This is a genomic window from Prosthecobacter sp. (assembly GCF_044222345.1).
GTDB lineage: Bacteria > Verrucomicrobiota > Verrucomicrobiia > Verrucomicrobiales > Verrucomicrobiaceae > Prosthecobacter.
This window is the reverse complement of the sequence record NZ_JBGANL010000029.1, coordinates 68,979-83,425: the sequence shown is the minus strand read 5'-3', so window position 1 is coordinate 83,425 and position 14,447 is coordinate 68,979. Positions and strand designations below refer to the sequence as shown.

Sequence of the window (14,447 nt, the reverse complement as noted above, 5' to 3'; positions counted from 1 at the left end):
GAATGGCCCGGGACGCTCGTTTTGCAGGCAGGAGTGCCCGCATCACTTCTACTTCTTCCGCACATACAGCAGCACCCGGTCATGCGTCAGCAGGCAGAGATCCAGGCGGCCATCACCATTGAGATCCATTGCGGCGTAATCGTGGGGCTCGTTTTCGAGGCCGGTTTTGCCGCGGACATGCGGATCCGTCTCGAAGACACGGAAGTACATGGCGCTCTCCCATTTTTGCCCGGTGGCGGGCTGAAAAATTTCGATCACGCGGCTCTTGGCGGTGTCGATCAGGGCGATGTCATCCATGTCTTCACCGGAGAACGAGGCGGCCATGAGGTCGGTGGGCGTGGTGTCCTTGAGCTCGCTGTCAAAGGTGGCCACGGTTTCGAGTTTGAGCGTGGAGCCATCCAATGGAGCGATTTGGAAGCTGGTTTTGCCAAGCAGCAGCAGCTTGGTGCCTTGCTCTGCCTTCATGAGAACGCATTGCTCGGGCGTCATGGCGGGCAGCGCATGGGTGTGGTCCGCGCGATAGACGCGGTCGGTGCCTGCGGTGAGTTCGTGCAGCTTGCTGTGAGTGGCGTCAATCAGCAGCACGGAGACCTTGCCGCCCTTGCGGGAGACCAGCGCGCTGTGCAGTTCGGCGGCGGCATCAGGGGCGTTGAACTGCTCCACGATGGCCGCCTTGCCTTCGGCATCCACCTTGAATGCACGCGCCAGCTGCTGATGGGCGATGATGATCTCCGCCTTGCCGTCGCCATCCAGATCTCCCGTGGTCAGCGCGGCGGGGGTGAGTTTACTGACAAAGGAATCCGGGATGCCTTCGACGCGCTTGTAGGGCGTTTTGGCGTCCGTGGTGCTCAGCAGCAGCTGCATGGGGCCGAGATTGGAAAACAGGGCGAGATCGCCGCGGCCATCCTGATTGGCGTCGACGACGCGGATGCCGTTGATGCGGCCGGTCTTGATGGTGAGCTCCTGCGTAGTGGCCGTGAAGCCTTTGGCTCCGGCAGTCTTGCGCAGCGTGACGAGCTGGGGCTTGGACTTGATCTCAGTCACGCAAAGAACGGCCGAATCGGTGGTCAGGGTGAGCAGGGTTTCTCCCTCTTTGGACTGATAAATGATCTCGGGGTAGAGCAGGCGGTTGACCTGCCAGTGGGCGACACCGATGGACTGCTCGCCGGGGCTGAGCAGCACCAGCTCGGCTTTTTTGTCGCCATCCACATCAGCGATGGCCAGGGACTCCACACCACTGAGGATGGGAAACTCACGCCCCTCACTGAAGGCGCCGCTGGCGCTGCCCTGAAACAACCAGCCACGTGCCGCCTTGGGCTCGGACATGAAGACGTCGGCGTGGCCGTCGCCGGTGAGGTCTCCATAGGCCACGGCACCGCTTTTAGATTCCGTGGGCGGCATGGCGTAGCGGATGGTGGCGGCGTGGTCGGAGCCGGGTTCAGCGGCGCCTTGAGTGAGCTTCGCGACTTCCACCATGTTTGTTTCATCCTGGATCCAGGCGACGCCGGACTTCTTGCCACCCAGGCGGATGGCATGCAGCCAGTGGCGCGCGGCGGGGATTTCGAGCCGCCACTCCTCGCCAAAGGTGGTGCCTTCATGCTGCAGGCGGACGAGCAGCGCGTCACCGTCTGGTGAGGTGTAGAAAATGTCGGCACGTCCATCGTCGTTGAGATCGGTGGCGGTCAATCCCGCGCAGCCGCCTTCGCCCAAGGCGTAGTTCTGTGGTTCCGCCCACTCACCGGGCTTGGTTTGCAGCAGCACCATCAAACGCGTGCTGGTGAGCAGGGCGATGTCATCGCGCCCGTCCCCGTTCAAATCACGTGCGACGAGCACTTCGGTGTCGTCTGCGGTGGAGTCGAGGGTGAACTCACGCTTGGCTGCCCAGGCACCTTTGTCGTCCTGCATGCGCAGCACGAGTTTGTCCTCATCGGTGAGGAAGGCGATGTCCGCTTTCTTGTCGCCATTCCAGTCGCCCACGACGAGGGCAAGCGCGGCACGGCCGATGACGAGGGGCTGCTTGTCAAAGCGGGACACCTCAAGAATCGGGTTCCAGCGGTCGGTGCGGGCGGATTTTTCAGGAGCTCCGGACTGCACGCCGTCCTTGCGCTGCAGGAGAAATTCGATGCGCGCCCGTGAAGCATTGACGATGGCGAGGTCCGTCAGGCCATCGCCATTGAAGTCAGCGGCATGCGGGCTGGCGGTGTTCCAGTCGAGTTTCACGATCTCCGGGCCGTCGAAATACAGTGCGGGCTTGTCAGCAAGAACGCTGGTCGCAAAGAGCAACGGCAGGAAAGCGAGACGCATGGCGGGCGATGGGTGGGCTTACTTGGCCTCAACGGGAGTGGTCAGGTAGTGAATCTGAATGGCGTCCGGGTGGGAATAGCTGGTGCTGAGCAGGCTGCCAAAGTAGCGCTCGAAGGTTTCATTGGAAGGACGTGCGCTGGCATCAAACCAGCCGCCGGCGGCTGAGGCGACCGTTGCTTCGGGGGACAGGGCTTTCTTGCCGGGGCCTTTCTTTTTTGCGGCCGCCTTGGCTTTGGCTCCGGTTTTGCTTTCGAGCGTGGCGGCGGCAGTGGCGATCGTGTTCATCAGGCGGCCTGCATCCGCGACGCCGACACCGCTGTAGTTTTTGGGGACGAGCGAGAGAAGGTTCTGCACATGCGGATTGTCCCAGACACTTGGGCCGGAAGGGTCCTTGATGCGACCCAGGACTTTTTTCAGCGTGTCCTGGCCGCCCACGGAGATGAGCAGGTACTTGCCGGTGTTGCAGTAGGCCACCTCGGTGGCGGCATTGGTCGTCTGGGTGGTTTTGAGCGTGTTGATGTTGAAGCCGAGGTAATCGCTCTCCTCAAAGGCACCGAACCCGGCGCCGACGTAGCGTTTCAGACCTTCGAGTGCGCCGCCGAGCTTGTCGGCATCCTTGATCTTGAAGCCCATGACCTGGCTTTCCTTGGTTCCATTGCCATCCTGCACCTGGATGACTTCATCGGCCAGGCTGCCGAAGAGATCCTCCCGGATCTTGAAGCCCAGCTGGCCTTCGAGCTGCGGAATCTGCATCGTGATCATCATCGACATGGGGCCAAGTTTTCCAATCATGCCGAGGAGCCCGTCATACACCGTGCCGAAGTCCATGCGTGAGACACTGGCGGTCAGGATGCCGGCGGGGATGAAAGCGGGCAGTGTCACTTCGTTGCCCGAACCGCGCATCAGGGAGAGAAGTCCCGTGGGCTTCAGGGGGTGCAGGATCGTCACGTCCATGCGTGACTGGGTGTCCGTCAGTTCTGCGGTGAGGGCAAAGGCCTGCAGCTCCTGCGCACCGAGCATGTCCATGATCATCTTCGGCTTGAAGTCGAGACCCATGCCGGGATTGGCCTTGCCGTCCGCTTTCTTTTTGGCCTCTGCGGCGGCGAACGCCTGCTCACCGAGTTCGAGCAGTCTCACGCCGTTGAAGTAGAGCAGCATGTCACCGCCGCCATTGGTCACCTGGCCGATGCGGGAAAGGTGCTCGCGTGCGGCCCCGGGAGGATCACCGGCGTTGTTCTTCAGGGCGCCGATCATGTATTCCATGAGCGCGTGCGTGTTCGCCTCGATCATCACGTCTCCCACCACCGCCCAGGCCAGGATCCAGGGCGCATCCGCAGCTTCAGAAAGCGCGGCGATCTGCACGCTCACGCCGCCGATGTCCTCGGTGCGGAGCTTCACATCGGCGTTCTCTTTCTTCTTGGCCTCCACTTCGGCGAGCTTGTGGGCTTCGATCTCCTTCTGCTTGCCGGCGATTTCACACAGCGAGACGTTCGGCGGATTTTTGTCGAACTGGGTGATGTCCCCGACCACCAGGTAACTCACCAGCGCGCCCGGGTAATCCTTGAGCGTGTCGTACATGCCGCTGCCGTAGGTGTCCTTGAAGAACTTGTCCCAGGGGGCGTCGCCGTCTTTGCGCATGGGGGCCATCCAGCGTTTGGCTTCGTTGTCCTGCATGAACTTCGCGTAGCTGCTCTTGTCCCAGTCAGTGAGCAGTTCCGGCGTGTTCTTGATGGCGATGACGCCGACCGTGTCTTTCGGCATGAGATTGTACCACTGCTCCAGCCGGTCGGCGGCGGAGGCGGGGAGGATGCTGGCAAGCAGCAATGAAAAGAGGATGGAGGCGCGTTTCATAGAAGATGGAAGGAGGCGGGTGATACCAGGTACAGAAAAATCAGCCGCCGGTGGTTACAGATTCCGGCTTTATTTTTTCCTGGGGTGGTGCTGGTGGTGGAAGATAGCGGAAGCCGCTGTTGGGATTACGCGGGTCAAAGGCAAAGGCCTCACGATTTTTCAGGAAGAGCTTCAGCACGTTCGAAGGAATCGAAAAGCCCAGGCCTTCGACGCCGACACCGGCGGTTTTCATGTTGTTCACGCCCACGACTTCGCCGCGTGCGTTGAAGAGCGGTCCGCCAGAGTTGCCGGGGTTGATCTGTGTCGTGCTTTGAATGTACCAGCGGCCGCCGCTCTCGCGTGCACGGATGCTGACGATGCCTTTGGAAACCGAGCGCTCCAGCCCCAGCGGACTGCCAATGGCAAACACGTCCTGACCCTGGGTGAGGGCATCGGAGTCGCCCATGGGGACAAACGGCAGGCTGCCCACCGCAGCGTCATCGATTTGCAGGATGGCGAGATCAAGGAAGCCGTTCATGGCAATGATCTTCACCTTCGTAAACTGCTGTTTCTCAAGGCCGTCAGGCTTTTTGCGATACACCACCACGGTGATCTCCCGCTCTCCGGCGATGACGTGCTGGTTGGTGATGACGTAGCCGAGCTTGTTGATGATGAAGCCGGAGCCGAGACCGGAGGCCGTCTGGATCTGGACCACGGACTCCGCCACGCGCTGGACGTTCTTTTCCACCGTCATGGCTTCACGTGTGGGCTCCACAAAATAGATGTCCTCACCCTGCACGGCGGAGGTCTTGGTGCCGGAGGTGAGGGCTTTTTCCAGGATGGAAATCTCCGTGCGCGGCACGGTCAGGACGGTGTGGCCGAGATCCAGTACCACGGCGTCTTCGCGATCCTTGAGCACTTCGCCGCGCAGTTCTGCGCCGTTTTTGAGCACGATCTTGACGTTTTCCGCCGACAATGACGAGGCCACAAGGCAGGCCGCCACCAGGATTCCGAAGCTCAAGTTGTTTCGCATCACGGATTTAAACTCTAGCGGACGAGTTTGAGGATACGAGTTCTTTTTGCATATCTTGACTCGACGAACCTCCGCGCATCTCATGCGCCGATGCCCGCCAACGCCCTCATCTCCGCCGCCCAGACCCTGCGCGAAAACCTGCGACCGCTGCGCTTTGCCACGCCGGTCGAGTATGTCTATCAGCCGCTCGACTACGCCTGGGTCCCGCATGAGGCCTACCTGCGCCGCTTTGGTAGCACTCACAAAAAGGTCGTCCTTGTGGGGATGAACCCCGGCCCCTTTGGCATGACGCAGACCGGCGTCCCCTTTGGTGAAATCGCCGCCGTGCGCGACTGGATGGGCATCCATGAGCCCGTGGGCAAACCGGAGCGTGAGCACCCGAAGCGCCCTGTCGTTGGTTTTGAGTGCCCGAATTCCGAAGTCAGCGGCAGACGCCTGTGGGGCCTGTTTGCCCAAAGGTTCGGCAAAGCCGAAGCCTTCTTCAAAGACCACTTCGTTGCCAATTACTGCCCGCTGGTGTTCATCGAGGCCAGCGGTCGCAACTTCACGCCGGATAAGCTGCCCGCCGCGGAAACCGTGGCCATGGAGGCCGCCTGCGATGCGCATCTGCGCGCTGTCATTGAGGCCCTGCAGCCCGAGTGGGTGATCGGCGTTGGTGCCTTCGCCGAAGAGCGCGCGCTGCGTGCCAAAGAAGCCATGGGAGGCGACTTTAAAACGGGCCGCGTCCTGCACCCCAGCCCCGCCAGCCCCGCTGCCAATCGTGACTGGGCTGGAGCCGCCACGAAGCAGCTGGTGAAGCTGGGCGTGTGGGAGTGAGTGGCGGTAAGGTTCAAGCTTGCGCAACGTGGGGATTTTGAATTAGCCTGCATGATAATGAAGGTGTGGAAAACAACTGGGGCGGCTTTGTTCATGACGGCGAGAAGCGTCTGAGTCTCGACGGGAAGACCATGGGCTCTTTGAGGTCCTCCGACAGCTCTGCCAAGGCAAAATCCTTCAAAGACGCCACTGGTATTGACGCCTGCTGGGGATGTTCGTGGGCCACGATCGGCCTCCTTCAGGGGGTGCCGGTGAAGTAATCCGTGGTGAGTCAATAAGCAGGTCGGTGCTTGCCGCGTGCAAAAAGATCGCCTATTTCTCGTGCCTTATGTCAGCCATCCCCGCCGAATTTTCCGGAGTCACCGCCGTCACCAAAGCGAACATCTATTTTGACGGCAAAGTCGTCAGCCACAGCATTTTGTTTCCTGATGGCAGCAAGAAAACCCTGGGCCTCATCTATCCCGGCGATTTTCATTTCGGCACCGCCAAGGCGGAGCGCATGGAGATCGTGGCCGGTGACTGCGTCGTGAAGCTTGATGGCGGCGATGTCAGGACCACCTACACGGGCGGACAGTATTTCGATGTTCCTGCCAACAGCGGCTTCGACATCAGCGTCAGCTCCGGCATCTGCGAGTATATCTGCTCGTTTCTGGATTAAGTCGGTATTGACGGGTTGCGTCAGCATCTTCACACATTCTTAACTCACCCATCACGGGCGTTCACTGGAGGCCGGAACGTTTCTGATGATTCTCCCCCCGTCATGAACGACACGACAGACAAGCCCGGCCTCCACAAGCACTCCACCACCACCCTTGTCATCGCGGCGCTGGGGGTGGTCTTTGGCGACATCGGCACCAGCCCGATCTACACCCTCAAGGAGTGCTTCAGCCCGCACAGCCCGCATCATGTGGCCGCCACGCACGCCAATCTGCTGGGCGTCGTTTCGCTGGTGCTCTGGGCGCTGATCGTGCTCGTCTGTATCAAATACCTCGTCTTTGTGCTGCGTGCGGACAACAAGGGCGAAGGCGGCGTGCTCTCGCTCATGGCGCTGGCTTCGCATGGCATGTCTGAGGCGCTGAAACGCCGCGCCGTGATCGTACTGCTCGGTTTGTTTGGTGCAGCGTTGCTGTTTGGTGATGGCATCATCACTCCCGCCATCTCCGTGCTCAGCGCCATCGAAGGTCTCAAGGATGGTGGCTTGCTTGGCAGCCCGCCGGTGGAGGCTGCGGCGGCCTTGCTGTGGCAAGATCAGCGGGAGTGGCTCATCATGGGCATCACCATGGTGATTCTCATCGCGTTGTTTTCGGTGCAGTTTCTCGGCACGGCACGCATGGGCCGCTTTTTTGGTCCGATCACCGGCCTGTGGTTTGTGTCACTCGCAGCACTCGGTGTGGCGCACCTGATTCAGGGGCCGGAAATTCTCGCAGCATTCAATCCCTGGCATGGCTGGCAGTTTTTGACGACTGGCGGCCACAAGTCCTTTGTGATTCTCGGCAGTGTCTTTCTGGCCGTCACAGGCGGTGAGGCGTTGTATGCGGACATGGGGCATTTTGGTGCCGGGCCGATCCGCCGTGGCTGGTTCTCGCTCGTGCTGCCTGCGCTCGCCTTAAATTATCTCGGCCAGGGGGCGATGCTCATGCAGCAGCCGGATCTGGCGCATGCACCCTTTTTCCAAATGGCTCCCTCATGGGCCACGCTGCCTCTCGTGCTGCTCGCCACCGCTGCGACGGTGATCGCCTCGCAGGCGCTCATCACCGGCACCTACTCGCTCACGCTCAGCGCCGTGCAGCTGGGTTACCTGCCACGCCTCAGCATTCGCCACACATCGGAACACGCCCGAGGTCAGATCTACATTCCGCTGGTGAACTGGCTGCTCATGCTGGCCTGCCTGGCCCTGGTGCTGGCCTTCCGCAATTCGACGAACCTCGCCGCTGCCTACGGCGTGGCCGTGACGATGACCATGCTCATCACCACCTTCCTGTTTTACTTTGCCGCACGTCATCTGTGGCAGTGGTCGCTGCTCAAAACATTGCCTCTATGCCTGCTGTTCGCCGCGATTGAGATCGCCTTCCTCAGCGCCAACCTGGTGAAATTCTTCGACGGCGGCTGGTTCCCGCTCGTGGTCGGTGTGATCATCTTCACGCTCATGACGACCTGGGCCACGGGTCGCCGCCTGGTGCGCGCCTCCATGGAAAAAAGCTCTCTCAGTCAGGAGATGCTCTGCGAAAGCCTGAGGCGCAGCCCGCCCGTCAGCGTGCCCGGCACCGCCATTTTCATGTCGAGCACTCGCGGACGCGCGCCCATCGCGCTGCTGCACAGTTTGAAACACTACCGGGCCATCCATGAGCGTGTCATCTTCATGACGCTGATCACTGAGGACGCGCCCTGGGTGCCGCCGAGCCGCCGCGTGGAAGTCGAACGTCTCGCGGAAGGTTTCTGGCGTGTGACCGGCCGCTTCGGATTCATGCAGAAGCCCGATGTGCCGCGCCTGCTGCGCCAGTGCTCCAATCAAGATCTGGAAGTCTCGGCGGAGAAGGCGACCTTCTTTCTGGGCCGCGAAATCATTGTTCCAAGTCCGCAGCCTGGCATGGTGAGATGGCGCGAGCACCTCTTCGCCTTTGCCAGCAAGCTGGCGCAGCAGCCCGCCACTTACTTCCAGATTCCCGTGGGCCGCGTGATCGAGCTGGGGCAGCAGGTGGAGATTTAAGCCCCGCTTTAACGCATTTTTGACGCCGCACGTCCTGCCTTTAACTCGGCAGGATGTGGTTAGCAGGCACTTTGGTGGTGGAACAACATTCCTCCACGTCATGAACGATCTCATCTACCTCGGCCTTACTGTGGCCTGCTTCATCCTCTGCGGCCTCTACGCACGCGGCTGCGAAACCCTTTAATCACACCCGCACCATGGAAACCATCCTCGTCGGGCTGATCGCCCTCGCCCTGCTCGCCTACCTCATGGTGGCGATGCTGCGTCCGGAAAAATTCTAACTCATACCCTCATGCACTCCACTGACTGGCTGCAATTCGTCCTCTTCCTGGGCATCCTGACACTCATCACGAAACCGATGGGATTGTACCTCATGCAGGTGCTCGATGCCAGCGGACGCACTTGGCTGGATCCCGTTCTCAAGCCGTTCGAAAAGCTTGCTTACAAGCTGCTGGGCGTCGATCCGCAGCGCGAGCAATCATGGCTGCAATACACCTTTGCCATGCTGGCCTTCAGCCTCGTCGGCGTGGGGTTCACTTATGCGATCCTGCGTTTGCAGGATGTGCTGCCGCTCAATCCGCAGGGGCTGCCGGCCTTGAGTCATCACCTGGCCTTCAACACCGCTGTCAGCTTCACGACCAACACCAACTGGCAGAGCTATGGCGGTGAGGCCACGATGTCCTATTTCTCGCAGATGGTCGGGCTGACGTTTCATAACTTCACCTCCGCCGCTGCCGGCATCGGCATCGCAGCGGCGCTGGTGCGTGGTATTGCGCGCAGTTCCGTGAAGACGCTCGGCAACTTCTGGGTCGATCTCGTCCGCGTCACCTCTTACCTCCTGCTGCCAATCTGCGTTGTGTTCGCGATCTTCCTGGTCTCGCAGGGCATGATTCAAAACTTTGACGGCTACACCAAAGTAAAGACGCTCGAAGGTGCGGAGCAGGTGATCGCGCAGGGGCCGATGGCCTCGCAGGTGGCGATCAAGATGCTCGGCACGAATGGCGGCGGCTTCATGAATGCGAACGCCGCACACCCTTTCGAAAACCCGACGCCGCTCTCGAACTTCATCCAGATGCTCTCGATCTTCTCCATCGGCAGCGGTTTGACCTACTACCTCGGGCGCATGGTGAAAAATCAGGCGCATGGCTGGGCCGTGTGGGCTGCCATGATGGTGCTCTTTGTCGGCGGTGTGCTCGTCTGCGCACACTTTGAAGCCGTTGGAAATCCGATCCATCAGCACCTCGGCATCAGCGCTGCCGATGGCAACATGGAGGGAAAGGAAGTGCGTTTCGGCATCTTCAATTCGGCGCTGTTTGCCACCATCACCACCGCCGCCTCCTGCGGTGCGGTGAATTCGATGCACGACTCCTACACCGCTATCGGCGGACTCGTGCCACTGTTCATGATCGAGCTGGGCGAAGTCGTCATCGGCGGTGTGGGCGCGGGTTTGTACGGCATGCTCGTGTTTGTCATCCTCGCGGTCTTCATCGCAGGACTCATGGTGGGCCGCACGCCAGAGTACCTAGGCAAGAAGATCCAGGCCAAAGAGGTCAAGCTCTGCATGCTCACGCTGCTGGTGCTCACGCTCAGCATCCTCGGCTTTACCGCCTGGGCTAGCGTGAGCGACTGGGGCCTGGCTGGTCTGAACAACAGCGGCCCGCATGGCTTCAGCGAGATGCTGTATGCCTACAGCTCCGCCACTGGCAACAACGGCAGCGCTTTCGCGGGCCTCACGGCCAACACACCCTGGTACAACACCACCCTCGGCATCGCCATGCTCATCGGTCGATTTCTCATGATTGTCCCCATCATGGCATTGGCCGGATCTCTGGCCGGCAAGCAAGCAGTGCCGCCGAGCGCGGGCACTTTCCCGGTGAACGGCGCCACGTTTACAGTGCTTCTCATCGGCACCGTGCTTCTCATCGGCGCGCTCAATTTCCTGCCTGCTCTCGCCCTCGGCCCCATCGTTGAGCACTTCCTCACGGCGCAGGGCCGCTTGTTCTAAACCAGGCAAAAAAACAACCACGGAGATCCTGCATCATGAAAGCATCCCTTTTCAGTCTGCTGCTGCTGGCACCTGCCATGGTGCTGGCGGAAAACGAAGTGCCGACTGTGGCTTACAAAGGCTTTTTGGACAGCTATTATGGCTACGACTTCAACGAGCCTTCGAACCACCGCAGGCCGGCCTTCCTCTACAACCACACCCGCACCGACACCCCCGCGATTAATCTGGCGCTCATCCAGGCCGAACTCAACGGCGGCTGGTACCACGGCAGCCTGGGACTCATGGCTGGAACCTATTCACGGGAGAACCTAGCGGCGGAGCCGAATCTGCTGAAGCATTTTTACGACACCTATGTCGGAGTGGCGCTGAACCGCAGCCGCACCCTCTGGCTGGATGTGGGGGAATTCAGCTCACACATCGGTTTTGAAAGCGCCATTTCGGCGGACAACTACACGCTGAGCCGCAGCCTCATGGCGGAAAATTCGCCCTACTTTTTGACTGGCGGCCGCCTGACATGGAAGCCCAAAAAAGAGTGGGAGATCGCGTTCCTCGTGGTGGATGGCTGGCAGCGGGTTCGCCCTCTGGCGGGCAACAGCCTGCCGGGTTTTGGCACCAAAGTGGCATGGATGCCCCATGACCGCCTGACACTGAACTGGAGCACCTATGCGGGCAGCGAGTTTCCGGACGATCAGCGCCGCATGCGCTACTTTAACAACCTGTATGCACACATGGTGCTGAGCAGCGCGGTGAGCATGTATCTGGGCTGCGACATCGGCTGGCAGCAGCGCGCAACCAGCGGGAACAACATGTGGTGGTCCCCCAATGTCATCGTGCGGTGGAAACTGGACGACCGCTGGGCCACGGCCTTCCGCGTGGAGCAGTACAATGATGCCTCCGGCGTGATTGTGAGCCTGCCGGGCAGGACGGCGCTCACCGGCCTCTCCTGCAACGTGGACCGCCAGATCACCAAGAACCTGCTCTTTCGTGTGGAGCTCAGATACCTGCGCAACAGCACCCCGGCCTTTCAGCGTGGGGACTCCCTGGCGCGCAGCAGCACCTCTCTCCTGGCGTCCTTCAGCATCCGTTTCCCCTGACACTCATTCATTGAACTCCACAGGCCCGAGGCCATACCACCATGTCCCATAAACCCACATCTCTGTTTGACGCTTCCATTCTCGTCCCGGCCATCGGCGGGGCGTTCCAGAAGCTTGATCCGCGTCTGATGGTCAAAAATCCCGTCATGTTCGTCACGCTAGTCGGTGCGGTGCTCACCACGGTGAGCATCTTCACCTCCAAAACGGACCACGGCTTCATCACCCAGCTCAGCATCTGGCTCTGGTTCACGGTGCTCTTCGCCAACTTCGCCGAAGCCGTCGCCGAAGGCCGCGGCAAGGCCCAGGCCGCCAGCCTGCGTGCAGCACGCAAGGACACCCTCGCACGCCGTTTGAAAAATGGCGTCGAGACCAGCGTGCCCGCCCCCGCGCTGGAAAAAGGCGACATCGTCGTCTGCGAAACCGGCGACGTGATTCCCGCCGATGGCGAAGTCATCGAAGGCATCGCCAGCGTGGATGAAGCCGCCATCACGGGTGAATCCGCCCCCGTCATTCGAGAAAGTGGCGGCGACCGCAGTGCCGTCACCGGCGGTACTCGCGTCATCAGCGACCGCATCGTCATTCGCATCACCTCGGAAAAGGGGAACACCTTCATCGACCGCATGATCTCGATGGTGGAAGGTGCACAACGCCAGAAAACGCCGAACGAGATCGCGCTCACGATCCTGCTTTCAGCCATGACGCTCATCTTCCTGCTGGTGTGCATCACGCTGCGTCCCTTTGGCATTTATTCGGGCGTTGAATTCTCTACGCCGGTGCTCATCGCCCTGCTCGTGTGCCTGATTCCCACCACCATCGGCGGATTGCTCAGCGCCATCGGCATCAGCGGCATTGACCGCCTTATCCGTCGCAACGTCATGGCCACCAGTGGTCGCGCCGTTGAGGCCGCAGGAGACATTGATGTACTCCTGCTCGACAAAACCGGCACCATCACCATCGGCAATCGCATGGCGTCTGATTTCCGTCCTGCTCCCGGTATCACCGAGCAGCAGCTCGCCGATGCCGCGCAGCTTGCCTCCCTGGCCGATGAAACACCCGAAGGCCGCAGCATTGTGGTGCTGGCCAAGGAGAAGTTCAATATCCGTGGTCGCGAACTCGCCGCCCCCCATGCCACCTTCGTTCCCTTCACAGCGCAGACCCGCATGAGCGGCGTCGATCTCGATGGCCGCAGCATTCGCAAGGGGGCGGCGGATTCGATCAAAGCCCACATCGAAAACCTGGGTGGCGTTTATCCCCAGGAAGTTGTGAAGGGCGTCGAAGCCGCCTCACGCGCCGGACGCACGCCGCTCGTCGTTTGCGAGGGCGGCAGCGTGCTCGGTGTCGTGGAGCTCAAGGACGTCGTCAAAGGCGGCATCAAGGAGCGCTTTGCCCAGCTGCGTAAAATGGGCATCCGCACCGTCATGATCACGGGAGACAATCCCATGACCGCCGCCGCCATCGCCGCCGAGGCTGGCGTGGATGACTTCATGGCCCAGGCCACGCCCGAGGACAAGCTGCGCCGCATTCGCGCCGAGCAGGCCGAAGGTCATCTCGTGGCCATGACCGGTGACGGCACGAATGACGCACCCGCTTTGGCCCAGGCTGATGTCGGCGTGGCCATGAACACCGGCACGCAGGCCGCCCGCGAAGCCGGCAACATGGTCGATCTCGACAGCAATCCGACGAAGCTCATCGAGATCGTTGAGATCGGCAAACAGCTCCTTATGACGCGCGGATCACTGACCACCTTCAGCATCGCCAATGACATTGCCAAATACTTCGCCATCATTCCCGCAATGCTCATGGTGACCTTTCCTGCGATCAGTCCGCTGAACGTCATGGGCCTGGCCAGTCCGCAGAGCGCCATCCTGAGTGCCGTCATCTTCAATGCGCTCGTCATCATCGCGCTCATCCCGCTCGCGCTGAAAGGCGTGCCGTATCGGGCTGCCGGAGCCGCCGCCGTGCTGCAGCGCAATCTGCTCATCTATGGCCTTGGCGGTGTCATAGTCCCCTTCATCGGCATCAAGGCCATTGATGTCATCGTCGCCACCCTTCACCTCGCCTAACACCATGAAAGCGCTCGTTTCCGAACTCCGCCCTGCCATCACCGCCACGCTAGTGCTCGCAGCCGCCACCTGCGGTGTGTATCCGCTCATCGTCACCAGTGTGGCCCGTGCCGCATTCAAAGACAAAGCCCACGGCAGCCTCATCACCGGCCCCGATGGCACCATGCGTGGATCCTCCTTACTGGGACAGAACTTCACCGCCGCTCAGTACTTCCACCCGCGCCCCAGCGCAGCGGGTGCCGGGTATGACGCCGCCAACTCCAGCGGCAGCAACCTTGGACCCACCTCGCAAAAGCTGAACGATGCCCTCAAAGAGCGCATCGCAGCCTACCGCGCCACCAACGGCCTCAGTGACAAAGACGCCGTTCCCGCAGATGCCGTTACCGCCTCCGGCAGCGGCCTTGATCCGCACATCAGCGTGAAGAACGCGGAACTCCAGGCCGCCCGTGTCGCAAAGGCCCGCAACCTCAGCGTTGAGAAGGTGAAAGAACTCATCGCCGCCAGCACAGCAAGGCCCGACCTCGGCATTTTTGGTGACGCAGGCGTGAATGTATTGAAGTTGAATCTGAGTCTCGATGCCTTGAAGTAACCGCCG

At 60.8% G+C, this 14,447-nt stretch carries 12 protein-coding genes; 9 read left to right on the top strand and 3 right to left on the bottom strand.

Annotated features, from left to right (window positions below; translation table 11 throughout):
• Positions 1 to 48: 48 nt before the first annotated feature.
• Genes ACILSL_RS16115 through ACILSL_RS16105 form a run of 3 tightly spaced genes read right to left on the bottom strand, consistent with a single transcriptional unit; the run spans position 49 to position 5,155 of the window.
• Positions 49 to 2,304 (bottom strand): FG-GAP repeat domain-containing protein, encoded by a 2,256-nt coding sequence (locus ACILSL_RS16115; protein ID WP_395733076.1) that lies wholly within the window; start codon positions 2,302 to 2,304, stop codon positions 49 to 51.
• An 18-nt stretch (positions 2,305 to 2,322) separates the two neighbouring features.
• On the bottom strand, positions 2,323 to 4,155 hold the full coding sequence (locus tag ACILSL_RS16110; protein ID WP_395733075.1) for a hypothetical protein: 1,833 nt from the start codon (positions 4,153 to 4,155) through the stop codon (positions 2,323 to 2,325).
• A 40-nt stretch (positions 4,156 to 4,195) separates the two neighbouring features.
• Positions 4,196 to 5,155, bottom strand: coding sequence for a trypsin-like peptidase domain-containing protein (locus ACILSL_RS16105; protein ID WP_395733074.1), 960 nt, complete (start codon positions 5,153 to 5,155; stop codon positions 4,196 to 4,198).
• Positions 5,156 to 5,257: 102 nt separating this feature from the next.
• Here ACILSL_RS16105 and ACILSL_RS16100 point away from each other — a divergent pair, with 102 nt between their 5' ends.
• From ACILSL_RS16100 to kdpC, 9 genes are all read left to right on the top strand, one after another.
• Positions 5,258 to 5,983, top strand: a complete 726-nt coding sequence (locus ACILSL_RS16100; protein WP_395733073.1) for a uracil-DNA glycosylase family protein — start codon at positions 5,258 to 5,260, stop codon at positions 5,981 to 5,983.
• Positions 5,984 to 6,048: 65 nt separating this feature from the next.
• On the top strand, positions 6,049 to 6,243 hold the full coding sequence (locus ACILSL_RS16095) for a hypothetical protein (protein ID WP_395733072.1): 195 nt from the start codon (positions 6,049 to 6,051) through the stop codon (positions 6,241 to 6,243).
• A gap of 68 nt (positions 6,244 to 6,311) precedes the next feature.
• Positions 6,312 to 6,641: a pyrimidine/purine nucleoside phosphorylase gene (locus tag ACILSL_RS16090; protein WP_395733071.1), complete on the top strand. Its 330-nt coding sequence runs from the start codon at positions 6,312 to 6,314 to the stop codon at positions 6,639 to 6,641.
• A gap of 102 nt (positions 6,642 to 6,743) precedes the next feature.
• A complete protein-coding gene (locus ACILSL_RS16085; RefSeq protein ID WP_395733070.1) occupies positions 6,744 to 8,690 on the top strand; it encodes a potassium transporter Kup in 1,947 nt (648 codons plus the stop codon).
• A gap of 197 nt (positions 8,691 to 8,887) precedes the next feature.
• The gene (kdpF, locus tag ACILSL_RS16080; protein ID WP_184343343.1) at positions 8,888 to 8,971 is read left to right on the top strand and encodes a K(+)-transporting ATPase subunit F; all 84 of its coding nucleotides are present in this window, start codon (positions 8,888 to 8,890) and stop codon (positions 8,969 to 8,971) included.
• Positions 8,972 to 8,982: 11 nt separating this feature from the next.
• Complete coding sequence (gene kdpA / locus ACILSL_RS16075) at positions 8,983 to 10,695, top strand: potassium-transporting ATPase subunit KdpA (protein WP_395733069.1); 1,713 nt, start codon at positions 8,983 to 8,985, stop codon at positions 10,693 to 10,695.
• A 35-nt stretch (positions 10,696 to 10,730) separates the two neighbouring features.
• Positions 10,731 to 11,789 carry a porin gene (locus tag ACILSL_RS16070; RefSeq protein ID WP_395733068.1) on the top strand — a complete coding sequence of 353 codons (1,059 nt, stop codon included), beginning with the start codon at positions 10,731 to 10,733 and terminating at the stop codon, positions 11,787 to 11,789.
• Positions 11,790 to 11,830: 41 nt separating this feature from the next.
• Positions 11,831 to 13,852, top strand: a complete 2,022-nt coding sequence (gene kdpB / locus ACILSL_RS16065) for a potassium-transporting ATPase subunit KdpB (protein ID WP_395733067.1) — start codon at positions 11,831 to 11,833, stop codon at positions 13,850 to 13,852.
• Between the two features lie 4 nt (positions 13,853 to 13,856).
• Positions 13,857 to 14,441 carry a K(+)-transporting ATPase subunit C gene (gene kdpC / locus ACILSL_RS16060; RefSeq protein ID WP_395733066.1) on the top strand — a complete coding sequence of 195 codons (585 nt, stop codon included), beginning with the start codon at positions 13,857 to 13,859 and terminating at the stop codon, positions 14,439 to 14,441.
• Positions 14,442 to 14,447: the final 6 nt, after the last annotated feature.